Below are 19,959 nucleotides of genomic sequence, written 5' to 3'. Positions count from 1 at the left end.
GCCCGGCGCGGTTCCGCTGGCATGTGCTGGCCCCGGCCGACGACATCGGTGCAGTGGGCATGGGTGGCGAGGGCGAGGCGGCGGCCACCGACGCGCTGGAGCCCTTGCGCGAGCTGACGGTCGAGGCGCTGATCGCCGACGAGATCCTGGCCCGCCGCCGGGCCGACTGCCGCGCGCTGCCGCTGCTCATGGTGCGGACGGAAACCGACATGGCGGCCTCGGCGCATGATCTGGGCGGCGGACTGGCGGTGGCGAACCTCGACCGCGCCTTTGGCAACCTGGTCGCGGCCGCAGCGCGGTTGGGCACGGGGGCCCAGGTGCTGGCCGTGGTGCTGGACTATACGCTCGAGGATCTGACCGGCGATCCGGTGGCCTATCGCGACGGCATGATCGCGCTGATGGAGCGCATCACCCGCGGCATGGCGAAGGCCGGCCTTGCCCGGCCGGTGTTCCTGACCGCCTTCGACTGCGGCACGCAGGACATCACCCGGGGGCCGGGGCTGGAGGGCCAGTGGGAGCTGTCCTGGAACCACGCCGATCACCGGCTGGTCATCGCCGCACCCTCCTATGCCTTCGCGATGGACGACACCGGGCGGCTGACCGAGGCCGGCCGCGCCGACAAGGCCCTGGTCATGGCCGAGGCGCTTCTGGCGGTCCACGGCGGGGGCAAGTGGCTCTGCCCGACGATCCAGCTGGCGGAATGGACCGGCGCGGCGATCCGCCTGGTCTGCGAGGCGCAGGAGCCGCTGGTCATCGACCCGGACGACCCCTTCGCCGCGGGACCGCTGGCCGGCTTCGCGCTGGACGGCGTGACGAACGGCGCCGTGCTGACCGGAGCCGCCATCGACCCCGCCGATTCCAGGGCGGTGCTGCTGACCTGTTCGGCCCGGCCCGAGGGCGAGGTCTTCGTCACCTATGCCCATGCCGCCGCGCCCTGGGCGGGACCGGGCCCCGCGAACCGGGGCGCGCTGCGCGGCGAGGGCGGCGCGGGTCCCGTCCGGCGCTGGGCCCTGCCCGCGCGGCTGAGGCTGACCGGCTGATGGCCTTCGACGCGGACAGCATCCGGGGAGACAACATCTGTGTCATCTGGGTGGATGACATGATCGATGTCTTCACCTGGCGAACGACCTTCGGGCTGCGCATCCAGACCCCGAACCTCGACCGGCTGCTGAACCGGGGCGTACGGTTCGACAATGCCTATGCGACGATCCCGCTCTGCGCCCCCTGCCGGGCGGAGCTGGCGACGGGCCTGTCGCCTTTCCGCACGGGGCTGGTGGACCTCAACCGCTTCTGGCGGCAGGTACTGCCGCCGGAAAAGGCCTGGGCCTATGACCTGCGCCGGGCGGGGTTCTATACCTTCACCACCGGCAAGGTGGATGCGACCTACAAGCCGATGCCCGAACGCTATCGCCGGGTGCTGTTCCACGAGGACGTGGCGGCCTACGACAGCGGCGGACGGACGAAGGTCAAGCTCTACCTCGACCGGGGGCCGGGGATCGCGGGGATCAACCATCCCGACGACGACGGATCGCAGGACCAGCTGTTCTACGACTACACGGTGGCGCAGAACGCGATCGACTTCCTGGGCCGGGCCGACCCGGCACGGCGGCACCTGATCCAGCTGGGCTTCAAGCATCCGCATTACAACCTGGAATGCCCCGACCGCTTCTATCAGCTCTATGACCCGGCCGACATCCGCTGGCCCGACATCGCCGCGCCCGAGGATTACTACGGCCCCCCGCCCGGCTTTGCCGTCTATGAGGCGGCCTATATCGCCAACGGCAACTGGACGCCGGAGAAGGGCGGTGATGACGGCTGGCGCCAGGTGGTGCGCGCCTATTTCGCCGCGATCAGCCATGTCGATCACGAGATCGGCCGGTTCCTCGATGCGCTGGAGGCCTCGCCCCTTGGCGAGCGGACCACAGTGATCTTCCTGTCGGACAACGGCTTCAACCTGGGCAATCACGACAGTTTTCACAAGATGAGCCAGTGGGACAGCGCCGCCCATGTGCCGCTGGGCATCTGGTCGCCCCGGATGGCGGAGGGCCGGGTCATTGACCTGCCCGTCAGCCTGCACAACTTCCCCAGGACCATCATGCAACTTGCCGGCCTGCCACCGCGCCCGGACTGGGTGTCGGGGCAAAGCCTTCTGCCGCTGATCGACCCGAGTTTCGGAACCTTCGACACGTCGAAATCGCCGATCACCTCGGTCTTCGGCACGCTGTCCGTGCGCCCCTCGGTCGAGGGCTACCGGCACCTGCGCTATTTCCGCTATCCGAACGGAGAAGAGCATGTCTATGACGTGGTCACCGATCCGGGCGAGACAGAGAACCTGGTCGCCACCGCGCCGATGGACTTTCTGCGCGCGGAACTGGTGAAGGGCGCGCTGGAGCTGGGGCTGGACCTGCGCGGGTTCGAGAACCCGGCGGATGGCGTCAACGCGATGATGGCGGTGGATGGCTCGGTCGTGCTGGAGGGGCGGCGCGGCAACGACAACTACTGGGTCTATGGCGCCGAGGCCGAGAAGATCCGCGAGACGAAGGACGGCGGCAACGACACCTTGTGGTATCTGGGCGGCCCGGACGGCTATGTCCTGCACTGCCCGATGAATGTCGAGAACATCCGCATCGCCACGGTGCTGGCCCGGCACGAGGATGCGGAGGCCGCGAAGAAATCGCCGCGCGTCTTGCGGATCGTGGCGCATCCCGACAGCCCGATCACCTTCGAGACGACGGAACGGGTGATGGTCGATGTCCGCGGCTCGCGCGGGAACGACGTGATGATCGGCCCGAAATACGGCGGGGCGACCTTCCACGGCGGCGAGGGCGACGACGTGCTGCGCGCGATCTCGGCCAGCGAAAGTTCGCGGCATTTCTTCTATGGCGGGGCGGGGAACGACCGGCTGATCGGCGGGGCGGGGCGCGATGTGCTGGACGGCGGCACCGGCGACGACACGATCATCGGCACGGCGGCGCGGAACCGGATCTTCGGCGGCCACGGCAATGACGAGATCATCGACGGCGACGGATCGAGCGTGGTGCATACCGGGCCGGGGCGGAACCGGGTGCGGCTGGGGGGCGGCAACGACACGCTGCACGCGGGCACCGGGATCACCCTTGTCGATCCGGGGCCGGGGGCGGTGGTCCTGATGCCGGCCTATGGCGGGGTGACCCATGTCAGCCAGTGGCAGGCCGAGCAGGTCTATGACCTGACCGCCTGGCCGAAGCCGCCGCAGGTCGCGCGGCGGCATGACGGGGCGGTGGACGTGACCCTGGGACTATCGGTGTTGCGGATCGCCGGGGTGCCCGGCGATCACGATGTCTGGGTGCAGATCCGTCAGGGCGGGACTATTCCGCCGGCTTGACCTCGGCCCGGTCCTGGCCCGAGTCATGGCCATCGCCGCCGTCCCGGGTCTTCCACAGCGAGTAGAAGATCCCGGCGGCGATGATGCCCACGGTGATCGCCAGCGACAGGTACGGGTCGAACTTGCCGAAGAAATAGCTGTAGAAGCCCTTCAGCCCGATGAAGATCAGCACCACGGCCAGCGCGTACTTCAGATAGTGGAAGCGGTGCACCAGCGCGGCCAGCGCGAAATAGAGCGCCCGCAGGCCGAGGATCGCCATGATGTTCGCAGTGTAGACGATGAAGGTGTCGGTGGTGATCAGGAAGATCGCCGGGACCGAATCCACCGCGAAGATCAGGTCGGCCACGTTGATGACGATCAGCGCCACCAGAAGCGGCGTGGCGTAGAGCATCAGCTTGCCCGTTTCCGGGTTCGGCTGGCGGACGAAGAACTTCTGCCCGTGCAGTTCCTTTGTCACGTTCATGTGCCGCGAGACGAAGGTCACCACCGGATTCTTCGACACGTCCATGTCGCCTTCCGGCACGACCAGCATCTTGATGCCGGTAAAGGCCAGGAAGGCGGCAAAGACCAGCGTCACCCAGCTGTAGGCCGAGATCAGCTCGGCTCCGATGGCGATCATGATGCCGCGCAGGATGATGACGCCGATGATGCCCCAGACCAGCGCGCGATACTGGTATTTCCGCGGGATCGCGAAATAGCCGAAGATCAGCGAGATGACGAAGACGTTGTCGATCGAGAGCACCTTCTCGATGATGTAGCCCTGGAAGTAGGCCGCGACCGGATTGGTGCCGTCGCTGGTGACAAGCGTGCCGTTCGACCAGGCCCACCAGATGTAACCGCCGAACAGGATGGCGATGAAGATGTAGAAGGCCGAAAGCTTCAGGCTTTCGGCCACCCCCAGTTCGTGATTGTCCCGGTGCAGCACGCCCAGGTCGAAGACCATCAGCGTGATGACGATGGTCAGGAACAGAAGCCAGAGCCAGACCGGCTTGGCCAGAAATGTCAGGAAAAGGAATTCCATCCCCGTTGAGCCTCTCTTGCGGTGCGTCGGGAGGTCAACCTTGGCAGGAGCGGAAGTCCCGGGCTGACATCGAGCACGTTTCTCGATGCGGTCCGACATCACGACAGGATCGTCGTCAGAGGGGCCCGGCCCGCGAACGGGTTACTTGGGCATGACGCGCGTCATTTCAACCCCCGGGCTGAACTTTTCGTTATCCGGGCGTGAGCGGCGAGGCGAAGGGTTCGGCGGGAAAGCCCATCTCCTCGGCCAGGCCCACCGGATCGCCCGCGCGCAGGATCGCGGCACGCAGCGCCTCGCCCGTGGTGTGGGGAAAGACCGCGGCCAGGGCGGCCTCGGCGGCGGGGGTGGTCAGCGCGCCTTCGGCGAATTCAGGGTGCTGCTGCATCAGGCGCTGGATGCGGCGGTGCTCGCCGGTGTCGAGATGGAAGATCCGGCCGTAACCCGCGGTGTTGTTCGCGCTGTGCAGAGTGTAGTGATAGGCGGGGAAGGTCGGGTCGCAATAGCTGGGCACGCGCGAGGCATGCACGACGTGCTGGATGCGGAAGGGGTTGCGCCCGCCGGGGGGCTCGACCAGTGCAAGGCCGATAGCGATGGAATGCTTCTGGAACGGCGCATGGCGGGCTGCGCCTTCGTGCAGAAAGCCGATGACGCCGGTCGGGAAGGTTATCATCCCGCCGGGATCTACCCGCCGGGCCGCCTGGCGCAGGCGGGCGACGTAATCGACCGAGACGGCGTCGTCGTCATCGACGCGAAAATGCGCCGCGGCCCCGGTCCCGTCGGCGCCGGCCTCGAGCATCGTGGGATTCAGGGCGCGGTTCAGGTCGGTTTCCTCGGTCCGCAGGATGCGCAGCTGGGGAATGTCGGCGGTGACGCGGTCCAGCCGGTCCTGGAACAGGTCGGGCATCCGGGTCGAGGTGACGATCTGGAACACGAAGCCGGGGTCGGTCTGCGCCCGGATCGCGGGCAAGAGCAGCGTCTCGAACAGGTGGAACCGCACCGCCATCCGCACCGGGTGCCAGAGCTTGGCGAAGGCTGTCTCCAGCGTGTCGATCTCGCGCCCGGTGTCGCTGCGGCCGAAGTAGGAAAACCGGCAATGACCCCAGATCTGCATCGCGTCGTCAGTCCCCTACCGCTGCTGCCCGGCACGTTAGACTGGCGGCTTTGCCAAGCGCAAGGCGCGTGGCCGCTGCGAGAATCCGGTTTCCCGGCGCGGGATCATCGCTTATGTCCGCCACAAGAGTTCGGAGCCCGCGATGAGCCTCAACACCTTCGGTCACCTGTTCCGCGTCACCACCTGGGGCGAAAGCCACGGGCCGGCCATCGGCTGCACGGTGGACGGCTGCCCGCCCGGCGTGACGCTAAGCGAGGCCGACATCCAGCCCTGGCTGGACCGCAGGAAGCCCGGCACCTCGAAGTTCACCACCCAGCGCAAGGAGCCCGACGAGGTGCGCATCCTGTCGGGCGTGTTCGAGGGCCGGACGACCGGCACCCCGATCCAGCTGCTGATCAAGAACACCGACCAGCGGTCGAAGGACTATGGCGAGATCGCGCAGAGCTTCCGCCCCGGTCATGCCGACATCACCTATCACCAGAAATACGGAATCCGCGACTATCGCGGCGGCGGGCGGTCCTCGGCGCGGGAAACAGCGTCGCGGGTCGCAGCGGGGGGAGTGGCGCGCGCCGCTCTGGCTGTGCTGGTGCCGGGGCTGAGGATCACCGGCTACATGGTGCAGATGGGCACGAAGACCATCGACCGCAGCCGGTTCGACGCCGCCGAGATCGATCGCAACCCGTTCTGGGTGCCGGACGCGCAGGCCGCCGTCGAATGGGCGGAGTACCTGGATGCGCTGCGCCTGTCGCACAACTCGGTCGGCGCGGTGATCGAGGTGGTGGCCGAAGGCGTGCCGCCGGGCCTTGGCGCGCCGCTTTACGGCAAGCTCGACAGTGATCTGGCAGCGGCGATGATGTCGATCAACGCGGTCAAGGGGGTGGAGATCGGCGAGGGCATGGCGGCGGCCGCCCTGACCGGGGTGGATAACGCCGACGAGATCCGTATGGGACCAGAGGGGCCCGAGTTCCTGTCGAACCATGCGGGCGGGATCCTGGGCGGCATTTCCACCGGACAGCCGGTCGTCTGCCGGTTCGCGGTCAAGCCGACCTCCTCGATCCTGACCCCGCGCCGGACGGTCACGCAAGGCGGGCAGGAGACGGAGCTCGTCACCAAGGGCCGCCACGACCCCTGCGTCGGCATCCGCGCCGTGCCGGTGGGCGAGGCGATGATGGCCTGCGTCCTGCTGGACCATCTGCTTCTGGACCGCGGCCAGACCGGCGGGGTGCGTGGCAGGATCGGCTGAGAAGGGCCTGTTGACTCCCCCGTCCGCGCCTGTATAAGCCCCCCGGTCCTGGACGCGAGTCCGGGGCTTTTCATTGGTGTTGGCGGCTTCCGCAAGGAATGACCTGTCGCCGGGGCAACCCGGAAAGGACAACGCCCTTCACAAACGAAGGAGATCAGCGGTGACGAAACGCACCTCTGCCAAGTACAAGATCGACCGCCGGATGGGCGAGAACATCTGGGGCCGTCCGAAATCCCCGGTGAACAAGCGCGAATATGGCCCCGGCCAGCACGGCCAGCGCCGCAAGAACAAGCTTTCGGACTTCGGCACGCAGCTGCGCGCCAAGCAGAAGCTCAAGGGCTATTACGGCGACCTGACCGAAAAGCAGTTCCGCAAGATCTATGCCGAGGCCGAGCGCGTGCGCGGCGACACCGGCGAGATGCTGATCGGCCTCCTGGAGCGTCGCCTGGACGCGGTGGTCTACCGCGCCAAGTTCGTCCCGACCATCTTCGCCGCCCGCCAGTTCGTGAACCACGGCCATGTGCTGGTGAACGGCAAGCGGGTGAACATCGCCTCGTACCGCGTGTCGGAAGGCGACGTGATCGAGGTGCGTCAGAAGTCGAAGCAGATGGCCGCCATCGCCGAGGCCATCGCCCTGACCGAGCGCGATGTGCCCGACTATCTGGAAGTGGACAACAACAAGCTGACCGCCAAGTTCGTGCGGACCCCCGGCCTGGGCGACGTGCCTTATCCGGTGCAGATGGAACCGAACCTGGTCGTCGAATACTACGCGAAGAACTGATCCCGTCGGGGATCGTGACCCAAGGCCGCGCCGCCCGGCGCGGCCTTTCTCGTTCCGGCGCCTTTCGCGCCCTTCTTTGACCGGGGGGACCCAAGGACCATGACCACCACGACCAAGCACGCCACCATCGACGGCGCCCTGGTGATGATCGGCTTCGGCTCGATCGGGCGCGGCACGCTGCCGCTGATCGAACGCCACATCGGCTTCGATCGCAGCCGGTTCACCGTGATCGAGCCCTCGGCCGACTTCGCGCACATCCTGCGCGACCACGGCATCCGTCACCTTCAGGTGGCCCTGTCGCCCGACAACTTCGCCGATGTCCTGCGCAGCCTGTTCCCGGAAGGGCGCGGCATGATCGTCAACCTGTCGGTGGACGTGGATTCGATCGAGGTGATGAAGCTGGCCCAGGAGCTGGGGGTCCAGTACATCGACACGGTGATCGAACCCTGGCCGGGCTTCTACTTCGGCTCGACCCTGCCGAATGCCGACCGCACCAACTATCCCCTGCGCGAGAAGGTGCGCGAACTCGGCAAGTCCTATCCCGGCGGGCCGACGGCGGTGTCCTGCTGCGGGGCAAACCCGGGGATGGTCAGCTGGCTTCTGAAAGAGGCGCTGTTGCGCCTTGCCAGTGATACCGGCGTCGAGGCCGATCCGAAAGGCCGCGAGGACTGGGCGGCGCTGATGCGCGACCTGGGCGTCAAGGGCATCCATATCGCCGAACGCGACACGCAGGTCTCGGCGCGGCCCAAGCCGCCGGGCGTCTTCGTCAACACCTGGTCGGTGGACGGGCTTCTGTCCGAGGGCTACCAGCCGGCGGAACTGGGCTGGGGCACGCATGAGAAGAAGCTGCCGCCGAACGGCCACCGCTTCGACCATGGTCCGGGCTACGCGATCTGGATCGACCGCCCCGGCGCGGATACCCGGGTGCGGAGCTGGTGCCCGGGCACAGGCCCGCAGTTCGGCTATGTCATCACCCACAACGAGGCGCTGTCGATCCCGGACTACTACACGGTGTGGGAGGACGGCCGCGCCGTCTATCGCCCGACCTGCCACTACGCCTATCACCCCTGCAACGACGCGATCCTGTCGCTGCACGAGATCAACGGCGCAGGGAAGCTTGCCGAGGCGCAGCACATCCTGACCGTGGACGAGATCGTCTCGGGCGGGGACGACCTGGGCGTGCTGCTCTACGGCCATTCGAAGGGCGCGATGTGGTATGGCTCGCGGCTGTCCTGCGACGAGGCGCGGCGCCTTGCGCCCTACCAGAACGCGACCGGCATGCAGGTGACGAGCGCGGTGCTGGCGGCGATGGTCTGGGCGGCGGAGAACCCGAACGCTGGCATCGTCGAAGCCGACGAGATGGACCATGTCCGCTGTCTGGAAGTCCAGCGTCCCTATCTCGGGTCCGTCGAGTGCCATTACACCGACTGGACCCCGATCCAGCACCGGATCAACCGCTTTGCCGAGGACCGCGACGACGAGGATCCCTGGCAGTTCACCAACTTCCTCGCGGTCTGACCGGCCAGCCTGGCGGAGCGCCTGCGGCGCAAGTCTCTTGTCTCGTCGTCGGCCTGCGCCTCCTCCTCGGCGGACGAGGGGCGCTGCCCCTCGCGCTCCCCGGAGTATTTGGGAAAGGGCAAGTGGATTTGCCCTTTAGCCAAATACTCCCGCCGGCGGCACACCGAGGAGGAGGCGAAGGCCGACGACGAGAGGAAAGACTTGCGCCGCAGGCGCACCTTCCGGCACCCGCCTGTCAAGGCGAAAGGTTCTGGCCTTGCGCGCGGAGGGCGGGTAAACGGGGCGCATCGCGCCCCGGGGGACAGGATGAACGACCAGATCAAGCCGCAGCCAGGCATCCTTGACATCGCCCTTTACGAGGGCGGCAAGGCGCATGTGGCCGGCGTGACCAATGTGGTGAAGCTGTCGTCGAACGAGAACCCGTTCGGCCCCTCGGACAAGGTGAAGGAAGCCTTCTTGCGCACCGCGCACAGCCTGCACCGCTATCCGGTCACCGACCATGCGAACCTGCGCGCCGCGATCGCCGAGGTCCATGGCCTCGACCCCGCCCGGATCATCTGTGGCGCGGGGTCGGACGAGATCATCACCTTCCTCTGCCAGGCCTATGCCGGGCCGCGCGACGAGGTCGTTTTCACCGAACACGGCTTCCTGATGTACCGCATCTCTACCCTTGCCGTGGGCGCGACCCCCGTCGAGGTGCCGGAGCGCGAGCGTACGGCGGATGTGGATGCGATCCTCGCCGCCTGCAACCGGCGCACGAAGCTCGTGTTCCTGGCCAACCCGAACAATCCGACCGGCACCATGGTCTCGGGCGCCGAGATCGCCCGGCTGGCCGAGAACCTGCCGCCGCAGGCGCTTCTGGTGCTGGACGGGGCCTATGCGGAATATGTCGAGGGCTACGACGGGGGCGCCGCGCTGGTCGATGCGCGCGACAACGTGGTGATGACGCGCACCTTCTCGAAGATCTATGGCCTGGGCGGGCTGCGGATCGGCTGGGGTTACGGGCCGCGGCATGTCATCGACGTGCTGAACCGGATCCGGGGGCCGTTCAACCTTTCGACGACGCAGCTCGAGGCGGCCGAGGCAGCGGTCCGGGATCAGGAGCATGTCGACCGCTGCCGGGCCGAGAATACGCGGATGCGCAACTGGCTGGCGAATGCCCTGGCCGAGATCGGCGTGCCCTCGGACACCTCGATGGCCAATTTCATCCTGGCCCGTTTCGCCAGCCAGGAAGAGGCCGAAGCCTGCGATGCCTTCCTGCAGAAGCAGGGCCTGATCGTGCGTCGCGTCGCGGGCTACAAGCTGCCGCACTGCCTGCGCATCACCATCGGCGACGAGGCGAGCTGCCGCCAGGTCGCCCATGCGGTCGGCCAGTTCAAGGGGGTGAAATGATCTATCCCCGCGTTGCCCTGATCGGGCTGGGCCTGATCGCGTCGTCCATGGCGCATGCGATGCGCGCCGGCGGGCTGGCGGGCGAGATCGTGGGCCATGCCCGCTCGGCCGAGACCCGGGCGGTGGCGAGGGAGCTGTTCTGCGACCGGGTCTGCGAGAGCGCGGCCGAAGCGGTGCGGGACGCCGATCTGGTGGTGCTGGCGGTGCCGGTGGGCGTGATGGGCGAGATCGCCGCCGAGATCGGACCGCATCTGAAACCGGGGGCCACGGTGACGGATGTCGGGTCGGTCAAGCGGGCGGTGGTCGATGCGGTGGCTCCGCACATGCCGGCGGGCGTGCATTTCATTCCCGGTCATCCCTTGGCCGGGACTGAATATTCCGGGCCCCGGTCAGGCTTTGCCACGCTGTTCCGGAACCGCTGGTGGCTGCTGACACCGTCGGCCGGGACCGATCCCGAGGCCCTGGCCCGGCTGCGGTCGCTGCTGGAGGCGATGGGGGCCAATGTAGAGGACATGGATGTCGCGCATCACGATCTGGTGCTGGCGGTGGTCAGCCATGTGCCGCACGCGATCGCCTACACCATGGTGGGCGTGGCCGACCACATGCGGCGGGTCTCGCAGCAGGAAGTCATCAAGTATTCCGCCTCGGGCTTCCGCGATTTCACACGCATCGCGGCCTCGGACCCGGTGATGTGGCGCGACGTGTTCCTGACCAACAAGGATGCGGTGCTGGACATCCTCGGCCGCTTTGCCGAGGAGCTTTTCGTGCTGCAACGCGCGATCCGCATGGGCGACGGCGAGCATCTGCACGCCTATTTCACCCGCACCCGCGCCATCCGCCGCGGGATCATCGAGGCCGGGCAGGACACCGCCGCGCCGGATTTCGGCCGGTCGGCGCCGCCGGCGAAAGAGGGCTGAGGCCGGTGCGGCGGATCTGGCTGGCCCTGTGTCTCTGCCTGGCCCAGGCGGCGGAGGCCGAGGCGATCGACAGCACGCCCCGGCCGCCAGCCAATCCGCGTCTCGTGGCGACGCTGGTCGCTCCGGCGCCCGCCCCTGCCCCCGCGACGGCGGCCGCAGCCCCGGAAGTCGCCCAGCCGCAAGCCGAACCGCCCGCCGCGCCAGTCACCCTGATCCGGCCCCTGCCGCGTCCTTCCGGGCTGGCGGCGGCTGCCGCCGCGACGGCGAAGGTCGAACCCGTTGCCGCCGCCGCTGCCCCCGAGGCCATGGCCGAGGCACGGTCCCTCCGGCCGCAGCCGCGGCCGCGGGCGCTGGAATCGCGGCTGGCCGGGCTCAAGGCGGCGGACAAGGCCCCGGGGCTGGACCTGTCCGGCCGGAGGCCCGAACCCGAGATCGACCTTGGCGCGATTCCGCCGCCCACCCGCAAGGAAGAGCGGAAGAAGCGGCGTGAGAAGGCCTCGATGGCCGGTTCGGTCTGCGGAGTGGCTGCGATCAAGGGCGAGGAGATCGCACGGATCAGTTCCAAGGTGAGCGGCTGCGGGGTGGAGAACCCGGTCCGCGTCACCTCGGTCGCGGGAGTCCGGCTGAGCCAGGCCGCGACAGTGGATTGTTCGATCGTCCGGGCGCTGAATTCCTGGGTGGAGGATGTGGCGCAGCCTGCCTTCGAGGGTCGGCTGGTGCAGTTGCAGATCGCGGCTCATTACGCCTGCCGCGGTCGGAACAACATCAAGGGTGCCAAGATCAGCGAGCACGGCAAGGGAAGGGCCATCGACATCTCGGCCTTCGTGCTGTCGAACGGCAAGGTGCTGTCGGTCGCGGGAGACTACAACAAGCTGCTGCGCAGGATCTACAAGGCTGGCTGCGGCTATTTCAAGACGACGCTCGGCCCCGGTTCGGACGGGTATCACGAGGACCATTTCCACTTCGACACCTCGGCCCGCAAGGGCGGAGCCTATTGCCGCTGAGCCAGGCCCGCCGGGTTCAGCCCGTGGGCGGCAGCATCCGCGGCGCGGGACCGAGCGGGAAGGGGCCGAAGCTCATCCGCCCGTTCTCCATCACCAGAGTCAGGGACAGGACCGAGGTGTCCGGCGTCTGCGCGGCCAGCGCCTGCATGCCGCGCGCGACGGTCGGGGCAAGCTCGGGCTTCACCACGCTGGCGGCGACCAGGATCGCGGGGAGGCGGTTCCAGTTCGTGACCTCGACCGTCACCCGGCCGGCAGCGAAACCCTGGTCGTCGGCCTCGACCGTGCCCCTGGCGCTGGCAGACAGGTCGCCCCAGGCCAGGTTCAGCTGGTTGACCTCGATCCGGGTCAGGATCGGGCGCGTGTCGCCCGCGTGCCGGTCGAGGGGGGCGGTGAAAGTCAGGTAAAGGCTGCCCCAGAGGCTTTCCACCACGTCGGGCAGGTCCGCCGGCGGCAGGTCGGGGATGGCCACGGCCCGCACCGCCGCGGGGATGGCCGGATCGGGGGTCAGCGGCGCGAGGTCGAAGCCGAGTTCATAGCCCGCCGGTCCCAGCGCCGGATCGGCGCGCAGGCCGAGGGTGAATTCGCCGAGCGCGAGCGTCCAGCCACGGTCGGAGGCCAGGCCCAGCGAGGCCCCCGCCAGCCGCACCTCGGCCAGCGGCAGGTCCATCGCGGGCTTGGCTCGGAGGCTCGCCTTCAGGTCGGACGAGGTGACGGTCACCGCCTGACCGGGCAGCGTCACCACCTGCTCGGGCGGCAGGGCGGCGATGATGTGCCAGGGTTTCCAGGTCATCGCGAAGACCTGGGCGAAGGGCGCCTGCCAGAAGACGCCGGTCGCGGGATCGCCCAGCCGCAGACCCTGGACCGTCAGGTCGAAGCGGTTCGGGAAGCCGGCGACCGTCAGGCCCGTGTTCTCGGCCACCAGCCCCTGCCGGGCGGCATCGGCGAAGCCGGCCTCGACCCCCTGACGGATCGCGCCGGAGCCCACGAACCAGTAGCCCGACCAGAGGCCGGTCAGCAGCAGGAGGAAGAACATGAGCTTGCGCATCGACCGGCCCTTTTCATTGCCCGTGCCCCGGTGTTTACAGGGCCTTACGCAACAGGGCCAGCCATGCACGCACCTCTCTGGGTCTTCGGCTACGGATCGCTGATCTGGGATCCGGGCTTTCCGGTCGCCGAACGGCGGCTTGCGCGACTGGACGGCTGGCACCGCAGCTTCTGCATGCGCTCAATCCACCATCGCGGCACGCCCGAACGCCCGGGCCTCGTTCTGGCCCTGGACCGGGCCGAGGGCGCAAGCTGCGCGGGCCTCGCCTTCCGGGTGGCGCCGGGGGAAGAGGCCGCGACCCTGGCGGCGCTGCGCGAGCGGGAACTTGTCTCCTCGGCCTATCTGGAAGAGGTGCTGCGGGTCGAGACGGCGGACGGCACACTGGACGCGCTGACCTATGTCATCGACCCCGACCACGCCCAGTATTGCGGCGGCCTGCCGCTGGAGGAACAGGCGGGCATCATCGCCCGCGCCACGGGCGGGCGGGGGGCGAACCGCGACTATCTCTGGTCCACCGCCGCGCATCTGGCAGACCTCGGCATCGCCGACCCCGACCTGGAATGGCTCGCCGCACGGGTGCGCGATCTGAGTTGACCTTTTGCTTGGCTGTTGCCGTCATCCTGCTAGTCTTGGCGCCAGGCAGGGAAGCACAGGGCAACCAGAGGACACATGTCCCAGACAGACCACCGAGGGGCAGAGGTCGAGACGACCTTCTCGCAACCGATCCGCGCGATCACGGCCATGCTTCTGGTCTGCGCCCTGGTCGGGGCCGGGGCCTGGCTGATCCATGCCCAGATCATCGGCATCCTGCAGACGAACGCCGTCCTGAACAGCGTCATCGCGCTGGTCTTCCTGTTCGGCGTCCTGTCCTGTTTCTGGCAGGTCTGGATCCTCGCGCAGTCGGTCTACTGGATCGAGAACTTCGTGCGCGGCACGCCCGGCACCGAGGACGCGGCCCCGCCGCGCCTGCTGGCGCCCTTGGCCGCGCTCCTGCGCTCGCGCTCCGCCCGGATGACGATCTCGGCCACCTCGTCGCGGTCGATCCAGGATTCGGTCGTCCAGCGCATCGACGAGGCGCGCGACATCACCCGCTATCTCATCAATCTTCTGGTCTTCCTCGGCCTTCTCGGCACGTTCTGGGGCCTTGCGACCACCGTTCCCGCGGTGGTGGAGACCATCCGCTCGCTGGCCCCGCAGGAAGGCGAAAGCGGCATGGATGTCTTCGGCAAGCTGATGACGGGCCTCGAAAGCCAGCTGGGCGGGATGGGGACGGCGTTTTCCTCGTCGCTTCTGGGGCTTGCGGGATCGCTGGTGCTGGGCCTGCTGGAACTGTTCGCCGGCCACGGCCAGAACCGCTTCATCCGCGAGCTGGAGGAATGGCTCTCCTCGATCACCCGGCTCGGCTATGCTGGCGACGGCGAGGGCGCGGACCAGAACGCGCTGGGCCTTCTGGTCGATCACATGGCGCAACAGCTGGAAGAGTTGCAGGCGTTGCAGGCCCAGACCGAGGCGAACCGCTTCCACTCCGAGGCGAAGATCGCCGAACTGGTCACGGCGATGACGGCGCTGACCGAGCGGATCGACGCGGAAAAGGGACAGTCTGCCCTCTTGCGCCGCATCGCCGAGGGGCAGGAGAAGCTTCTGGCCGCGTTGCAGGAGGGCGAGGGGGGCACCGGCGGCGACCCGGAAAGCCGGATGCGCCTGCGGTCGATCGACGTGCAGCTGCTGCGCATCCTGGAAGAAATGTCGGCCGGCAGGCAGGAAACCCTGTCGGACCTTCGCACCGACATTGCCCAGCTGACCACCGCGATCCGGCAGCTGGGCCGCAGCGCCGGGCGCGCCTGACATGGTCGCCCGCACCCGCCGCCGCGACAGCAGCCTGATCTGGCCGGGCTTCGTCGATGCGGTGACGACGCTGCTGATGGTGCTGATGTTCGTCCTGACCATCTTCACCGTGATGCAGTCGGTCCTGCGCGACACGATCACCACCCAGGACAGCGAGCTGGACGCCTTGACGGCGCAGGTTGCGCAACTGGCCAGCGCGCTGGGGCTGGAGCAGGCCAAGGCGACCGGCCTCGAGGCCCGTGTCGCCGAATTGCAGGCGGGTCTGGCCGCGGCCCGGGCCGAGGGCGACCGGCAGGCGGCGCTGATCGACCGGCTGACGGCCGACCTGACCACCCGGCAGGGCGAACTGGACCTCGCCCGGTCGCGGATCACCGATTTCGAGGCCCAGGTGGCAGCACTTATGGTCGAACGCGACCGCGCCCGGGGCGAGGCCGAGCGGCTGACCGCCTCGGTCGCCGACCTTCAGGCGGCGCGGGACAAGCTGGTAAGCGAGGCCGAGGCGATGACGCTTGCCCTGGCCAAGGCGCGCGAGGAGGTGGACGCCAATGCCGAGGCCGCCCGCCTTGCCGCCGCGCGCCGCGAGGCGCTGGAGGCGCTCTTGGCCGAGGCGAAGGCGAAGGCCGAAGCGGACGGCACGGCGCTGAAGGCGGCCGAGGCGAAGGTGACCGAGGCCGAGGCCGCGCGGCTGGCCGATGCGGCGGCCTTGCAGGCGCTGCGCGAGAAACTGGCCAATGCCGACACGGAACTGACCGCCATGACGCTGGCGCTGGAAGAGGAACGCAAGCGCGCCGAAGAGACGCTGACCCTTCTGGCCGCCGCGCGCAGCGAGGCCGCCAAGGGCGACACCGAGAAGGACGCGGCGCTGGCGGCGGCGCAGACCGCGCTTCTGGCCGAGCAGAAGAAGGCGCTGGATGCCGCGCGCGAGGTCGAGCTTCTGAACCAGCAGGTCGCGGCGCTGCGCAGCCAGCTTGGCAGCCTGCAAGCCGTGCTGGACGAGTCCAAGGCGCGCGACGAGGCGGCGAAGGTGCAGCTGGAGAGCCTTGGAAAGGACCTGAACGCCGCCCTGGCCCAGGTCGCGGCCGAACAGCGCCGCCGGGCGGAACTGGAGGCCGCCGAGGCCGCGCGGCTGGCGGCCGAGAACCAGGACCTTGCGCGGTTCCGGTCGGAATTCTTCGGCCAGCTGTCCGAACTCTTGCAGGGCCGCGAAGGCGTCCGTGTGGTGGGCGACCGTTTCGTCTTTTCATCGGAGGTGCTGTTCAGCCCCGGCTCGGCCGATCTTGCGCCCGAAGGGCGGGCGCAGATCGCCGGGGTGGTGCAGATCCTGAACGAGATCCGCCCCCGGATCCCTGCGGATATCGACTGGATCATCAGGGTGGATGGCCATACCGACAACGTGCCGCTGTCCGGGGCCGGCGCCTTCCGCGACAACTGGGCGCTGAGCCAGGCCCGCGCCCTTTCGGTGGTGCGCTACATGCAGGACGAACTGGGCTTTCCGCCGGAGCGGATGGCGGCGACCGGCTTTGGCGAATACCGGCCGGTGGCCCAGGGCGACAGCCCCGAGGCGCGGGCGCAGAACCGGCGGATCGAGCTGAAGCTGACCGAACGCTGAGGCGCACCATTCCGTGACTGCGGGCGCGGGAAATCCGTGGTAGTCTGGGTGCAAGAAACTTTCGTGCTTGCCGTCGTTGCCACTGGGGCGTCCCCGGGCATGACCAGCCGGGGCGCCCCCTCTGCGGGAGGACCCCTGATGCCGAAGACGATCGGAAACCCTCTGTCCTGGACCCTTGGCGCGCTGGGCTCGGCCGCCGGCTATGCGACCGAGGTCGCGGCCCATTCCGCCGCCGATCCCGATGTCCGGCCCGAGACCCGGGTGCTGGTGCCGGGCGACCTCCGCGAGGCGCTGCGCAAGGGCTGGGACGATCTGGCGGCGATGCGGTCGGACGTGCTGTTCGCCTGCATGCTCTATCCCGCGATGGGGGCGGTCCTGCTGGCGCTGGCGAGCCAGGGGAACCTGACCCACCTCCTGTTTCCGGTCCTGTCCGGCTTTGCCCTCGTCGGGCCGGTGGCGGCGCTGGGGCTTTACGAACTCAGCCGCCGGCGCGAGGCGGGGCGCGAGGTCAGCTGGGGTGCGATGTTCGAGGTGCTGCGCAATCCCCGCTTTCCGAGGATCCTGATGCTGAGCCTGTTCAACGCTTTGCTGTTCATGGTCTGGCTACTCGTGGCCGACGCAATCCATGCGGCCACCCTGGGGCCGGACCGGCCGGCCAGCCTGATGGCGCTGATCACCGCGGCGCTGACCACGCCCGCGGGCTGGGTGATGACGGTGGTCGGGACGGCGGTGGGGGCGGTGCTGGCGGCGGCGGTGCTGGTGGTCAGCGCGATCTCGTTTCCGCTTCTGCTCGACCGCGACGTGACCCTGCCGGTCGCGGTGATGACCTCGGTCCAGGTCGCGCGCGAGAACCCGGGCGTGATGGCAACCTGGGGTCTCATCGTCGCGGGCGGGCTGGTGCTGGGGATCCTGCCGCTGCTTCTGGGTCTGGTGGTGGTGCTGCCGGTGCTGGGGCATGCGACCTGGCATCTTTACCGGGCGGCAGTGGTCTGAGGCTGTCCACGCGGGACGGTCCTGCCGGACGACGTGAAATCAAGGGGTTGCCTGCGGGCGTTCAGGAAATCTTAACCGCCGCGGAACGGCTCCTCGTGCGCCTTCGGCTTCTCGTCGCGGGAAGCGAGGCGTGACGCAGTCATCGACGAGCGGCCAAGGCAGAACCCCCGCCGGTTCAGGGCGGGGGTTCCGGTCTGTCAGGCGCCTATTCGGCGGTCAGCAGCGGCGGCTTCTGGCCGGTGAGGCGCGGCTTCTGCGGTTCCTCGATGTCCAGAACGATGGCGTCGTCCTTGACCTTCACCCGGACCACGCCGCCCTTGACCAGCTTGCCGAACAGAAGCTCCTCGGCCAGAGGCTTCTTGATGTGCTCCTGGATCACCCGGGCCAGCGGCCGCGCGCCCATCTTGTCGTCGTAGCCCTTGTCGCCCAGCCAGGCGGCGGCTTCGGGCGTCAGTTCGATGTGGACGCCGCGATCCATCAGCTGCGCCTCGAGCTGGAGCACGAACTTCTCGACCACCTGCATGATGATCTCCTTGCCCAGCGGGGCGAAGTTGATCACCGCATCCAGGCGATTGCGGAATTCGGGCGTGAAGGTGCGCTCGATCGCCGCCGTATCCTCACCCGTCCGGCGGTCGCGGCCAAAGCCGATGGCGGCCTTTGCCATGTCAGAGGCACCGGCGTTCGACGTCATGATCAGGATCACGTTGCGGAAATCCACCGTCCGGCCGTTGTGGTCGGTCAGCTTGCCGTGGTCCATCACCTGCAGAAGGATGTTGTACACATCCGGGTGGGCTTTCTCCATCTCGTCCAGAAGCAGGACGCAGTGCGGATGCTGGTCCACCGCATCGGTCAGCATGCCGCCCTGGTCGAAGCCGACATAGCCCGGAGGCGCGCCGATCAGGCGGGAAACCGCGTGCTTCTCCATGTATTCCGACATGTCGAAGCGGATCAGTTCGACCCCCAGCGACGAGGCCAGCTGCTTGGCGACCTCGGTCTTGCCGACGCCGGTCGGCCCGGCGAAGAGGTAGTTGCCGATGGGCTTTTCCGGTTCCCGCAGGCCGGCACGGGCCAGCTTGATCGCCGAACACAGCGCCTCGACCGCCTTGTCCTGGCCGAACACCACCCGCTTCAGCGTCTTTTCCAGATCGCGGAGCGTTTCGGCATCGTCCTTGGACACGGTCTTGGGCGGGATGCGGGCGATCTTGGCCACCACGGCCTCGATCTCCTTGATCCCCAGGGTCTTGCGCCGCTTGGATTCGGCCACCAGGTGCTGTGCCGCCCCGGCCTCGTCGATCACGTCGATCGCCGAGTCCGGCAGCTTGCGGTCATGGATGTAGCGCGCGGCCAGTTCCACCGCCGACTTGATCGCGTCGTTGGTGTATTTCAGGTCGTGGTGTTCCTCGAAATGCGGTTTCAGACCCATCAGGATCTTGATCGCATCCGGCACCGAAGGCTCGTTCACGTCGATCTTCTGGAAGCGCCGCGACAGCGCGCGGTCCTTTTCGAAGTGCTGGCGGAACTCCTTGTAGGTGGTCGAGCCCATGCAGCGCAGCTTGCCGCCCTGCAGCGCGGGCTTGAGCAGGTTCGAGGCATCCATCGCCCCGCCAGAGGTCGCCCCGGCGCCGATCACGGTGTGGATCTCGTCGATGAAGAGGATGGCGTCGGGGTGGTCTTCCAGTTCCTTGACCACGGCCTTCAGCCGTTCCTCGAAATCGCCGCGATAGCGGGTGCCGGCCAGAAGCGCGCCCATGTCGAGAGAGAAGATCGTGGCCCTGGAGAGGACCTCAGGCGTCTCGCCGTTGACGATCTTGCGGGCCAGCCCCTCGGCGATGGCGGTCTTGCCGACGCCGGGATCGCCCACCAGAAGCGGGTTGTTCTTGCGGCGGCGGCAGAGGACCTGGATGCAGCGTTCCACCTCGGCCTCGCGGCCGATCAGCGGGTCGACGTCGCCCTTGCGCGCCTTCACGTTCAGATCGACGCAGTATTTGGAAAGGGCGGATTCCTTCGCCTCGCCGGCCTCGGCCTTGGGCGTCTCGTGCTGTTCCTCGGCGCCCTGGACGGGCCGCGCTTCGCCGTAGGACGGGTCCTTCGCCACGCCATGCGCGATGAAGTTGAC

General features: G+C 68.2%; 16 protein-coding genes. 12 read left to right on the top strand and 4 right to left on the bottom strand.

Annotated elements, in window-relative coordinates:
• Both ACK4IU_RS16920 and ACK4IU_RS16915 read left to right on the top strand, forming a co-directional pair.
• Positions 1-1,040, top strand: a 1,040-nt coding sequence (locus tag ACK4IU_RS16920) for a hypothetical protein (RefSeq protein ID WP_409737457.1), incomplete at its 5' end; no start/stop codon positions are given.
• Positions 1,040-3,364, top strand: coding sequence for a sulfatase-like hydrolase/transferase (locus ACK4IU_RS16915; RefSeq protein WP_409737454.1), 2,325 nt, complete (start codon positions 1,040-1,042; stop codon positions 3,362-3,364). The genes ACK4IU_RS16920 and ACK4IU_RS16915, both read left to right, overlap by 1 nt.
• Here the strand turns inward: ACK4IU_RS16915 and ACK4IU_RS16910 are convergent.
• Positions 3,348-4,385, bottom strand: coding sequence for a TerC family protein (locus ACK4IU_RS16910; RefSeq protein ID WP_409737451.1), 1,038 nt, complete (start codon positions 4,383-4,385; stop codon positions 3,348-3,350). The genes ACK4IU_RS16915 and ACK4IU_RS16910 overlap by 17 nt on opposite strands.
• A gap of 190 nt (positions 4,386-4,575) precedes the next feature.
• The gene (locus tag ACK4IU_RS16905; protein WP_409737448.1) at positions 4,576-5,496 is read right to left on the bottom strand and encodes a glycosyltransferase; all 921 of its coding nucleotides are present in this window, start codon (positions 5,494-5,496) and stop codon (positions 4,576-4,578) included.
• Between the two features lie 142 nt (positions 5,497-5,638).
• Here ACK4IU_RS16905 and aroC point away from each other — a divergent pair, with 142 nt between their 5' ends.
• The 6 genes from aroC to ACK4IU_RS16875 all read left to right on the top strand — a co-directional run bounded on the left by aroC (position 5,639) and on the right by ACK4IU_RS16875 (position 12,351).
• Entirely contained in the window at positions 5,639-6,739 is a 1,101-nt protein-coding gene (gene aroC / locus ACK4IU_RS16900; RefSeq protein WP_409737445.1) for a chorismate synthase, read from the top strand.
• A gap of 160 nt (positions 6,740-6,899) precedes the next feature.
• Positions 6,900-7,520 (top strand): 30S ribosomal protein S4, encoded by a 621-nt coding sequence (gene rpsD, locus ACK4IU_RS16895; protein ID WP_149588440.1) that lies wholly within the window; start codon positions 6,900-6,902, stop codon positions 7,518-7,520.
• 99 nt (positions 7,521-7,619) lie between these two features.
• Positions 7,620-9,038 carry a homospermidine synthase gene (locus tag ACK4IU_RS16890; RefSeq protein WP_409737443.1) on the top strand — a complete coding sequence of 473 codons (1,419 nt, stop codon included), beginning with the start codon at positions 7,620-7,622 and terminating at the stop codon, positions 9,036-9,038.
• Positions 9,039-9,344: 306 nt separating this feature from the next.
• Positions 9,345-10,430 (top strand): histidinol-phosphate transaminase, encoded by a 1,086-nt coding sequence (hisC, locus tag ACK4IU_RS16885; protein ID WP_409737440.1) that lies wholly within the window; start codon positions 9,345-9,347, stop codon positions 10,428-10,430.
• On the top strand, positions 10,427-11,347 hold the full coding sequence (locus ACK4IU_RS16880) for a prephenate/arogenate dehydrogenase family protein (protein WP_409737437.1): 921 nt from the start codon (positions 10,427-10,429) through the stop codon (positions 11,345-11,347). The genes hisC and ACK4IU_RS16880 overlap by 4 nt, the downstream gene beginning before the upstream one ends.
• Before the next feature lie 5 nt (positions 11,348-11,352).
• Positions 11,353-12,351, top strand: a complete 999-nt coding sequence (locus ACK4IU_RS16875) for an extensin family protein (protein WP_409737434.1) — start codon at positions 11,353-11,355, stop codon at positions 12,349-12,351.
• A gap of 16 nt (positions 12,352-12,367) precedes the next feature.
• On the opposite strand, the gene ACK4IU_RS16870 is transcribed toward ACK4IU_RS16875, so the two are convergent.
• On the bottom strand, positions 12,368-13,396 hold the full coding sequence (locus tag ACK4IU_RS16870) for a DUF2125 domain-containing protein (RefSeq protein WP_409737431.1): 1,029 nt from the start codon (positions 13,394-13,396) through the stop codon (positions 12,368-12,370).
• Between the two features lie 63 nt (positions 13,397-13,459).
• Here ACK4IU_RS16870 and ACK4IU_RS16865 point away from each other — a divergent pair, with 63 nt between their 5' ends.
• From ACK4IU_RS16865 to ACK4IU_RS16850, 4 genes are all read left to right on the top strand, one after another.
• Entirely contained in the window at positions 13,460-13,990 is a 531-nt protein-coding gene (locus ACK4IU_RS16865; protein ID WP_409737429.1) for a gamma-glutamylcyclotransferase, read from the top strand.
• Between the two features lie 75 nt (positions 13,991-14,065).
• Entirely contained in the window at positions 14,066-15,241 is a 1,176-nt protein-coding gene (locus ACK4IU_RS16860) for a biopolymer transporter ExbB (protein ID WP_409737426.1), read from the top strand.
• Position 15,242: 1 nt separating this feature from the next.
• The gene (locus tag ACK4IU_RS16855) at positions 15,243-16,850 is read left to right on the top strand and encodes a peptidoglycan -binding protein (RefSeq protein WP_409737424.1); all 1,608 of its coding nucleotides are present in this window, start codon (positions 15,243-15,245) and stop codon (positions 16,848-16,850) included.
• 138 nt (positions 16,851-16,988) lie between these two features.
• The gene (locus tag ACK4IU_RS16850) at positions 16,989-17,843 is read left to right on the top strand and encodes a DUF2189 domain-containing protein (RefSeq protein ID WP_409737421.1); all 855 of its coding nucleotides are present in this window, start codon (positions 16,989-16,991) and stop codon (positions 17,841-17,843) included.
• Between the two features lie 205 nt (positions 17,844-18,048).
• Here the strand turns inward: ACK4IU_RS16850 and ACK4IU_RS16845 are convergent.
• A partial coding sequence (locus tag ACK4IU_RS16845) for an AAA family ATPase (protein WP_409737418.1) occupies positions 18,049-19,959 on the bottom strand: 1,911 nt, incomplete at its 5' end.

The organism is Tabrizicola flagellatus (genome assembly GCF_046295235.1).
Taxonomy (GTDB): domain Bacteria; phylum Pseudomonadota; class Alphaproteobacteria; order Rhodobacterales; family Rhodobacteraceae; genus Tabrizicola; species Tabrizicola flagellata_A.
Note: the sequence above shows the minus strand (reverse complement) of the source record. Positions and strands in the feature narration are given on the sequence as shown.

Bases quoted from the DNA above. Each gene is read 5' to 3' on its own strand.
- ACK4IU_RS16880 (WP_409737437.1), top strand. From the start codon at position 10,427: ATGATCTATCCCCGCGTTGCCCTGATCGGGCTGGGCCTGATCGCGTCG.
- ACK4IU_RS16855 (WP_409737424.1), top strand. From the start codon at position 15,243: ATGGTCGCCCGCACCCGCCGCCGCGACAGCAGCCTGATCTGGCCGGGC.
- ACK4IU_RS16905 (WP_409737448.1), bottom strand. From the start codon at position 5,496: ATGCAGATCTGGGGTCATTGCCGGTTTTCCTACTTCGGCCGCAGCGAC.
- ACK4IU_RS16860 (WP_409737426.1), top strand. From the start codon at position 14,066: ATGTCCCAGACAGACCACCGAGGGGCAGAGGTCGAGACGACCTTCTCG.
- ACK4IU_RS16850 (WP_409737421.1), top strand. From the start codon at position 16,989: ATGCCGAAGACGATCGGAAACCCTCTGTCCTGGACCCTTGGCGCGCTG.
- ACK4IU_RS16890 (WP_409737443.1), top strand. From the start codon at position 7,620: ATGACCACCACGACCAAGCACGCCACCATCGACGGCGCCCTGGTGATG.
- aroC (WP_409737445.1), top strand. From the start codon at position 5,639: ATGAGCCTCAACACCTTCGGTCACCTGTTCCGCGTCACCACCTGGGGC.
- ACK4IU_RS16915 (WP_409737454.1), top strand. From the start codon at position 1,040: ATGGCCTTCGACGCGGACAGCATCCGGGGAGACAACATCTGTGTCATC.
- ACK4IU_RS16870 (WP_409737431.1), bottom strand. From the start codon at position 13,396: ATGCGCAAGCTCATGTTCTTCCTCCTGCTGCTGACCGGCCTCTGGTCG.
- ACK4IU_RS16910 (WP_409737451.1), bottom strand. From the start codon at position 4,385: ATGGAATTCCTTTTCCTGACATTTCTGGCCAAGCCGGTCTGGCTCTGG.
- ACK4IU_RS16865 (WP_409737429.1), top strand. From the start codon at position 13,460: ATGCACGCACCTCTCTGGGTCTTCGGCTACGGATCGCTGATCTGGGAT.
- hisC (WP_409737440.1), top strand. From the start codon at position 9,345: ATGAACGACCAGATCAAGCCGCAGCCAGGCATCCTTGACATCGCCCTT.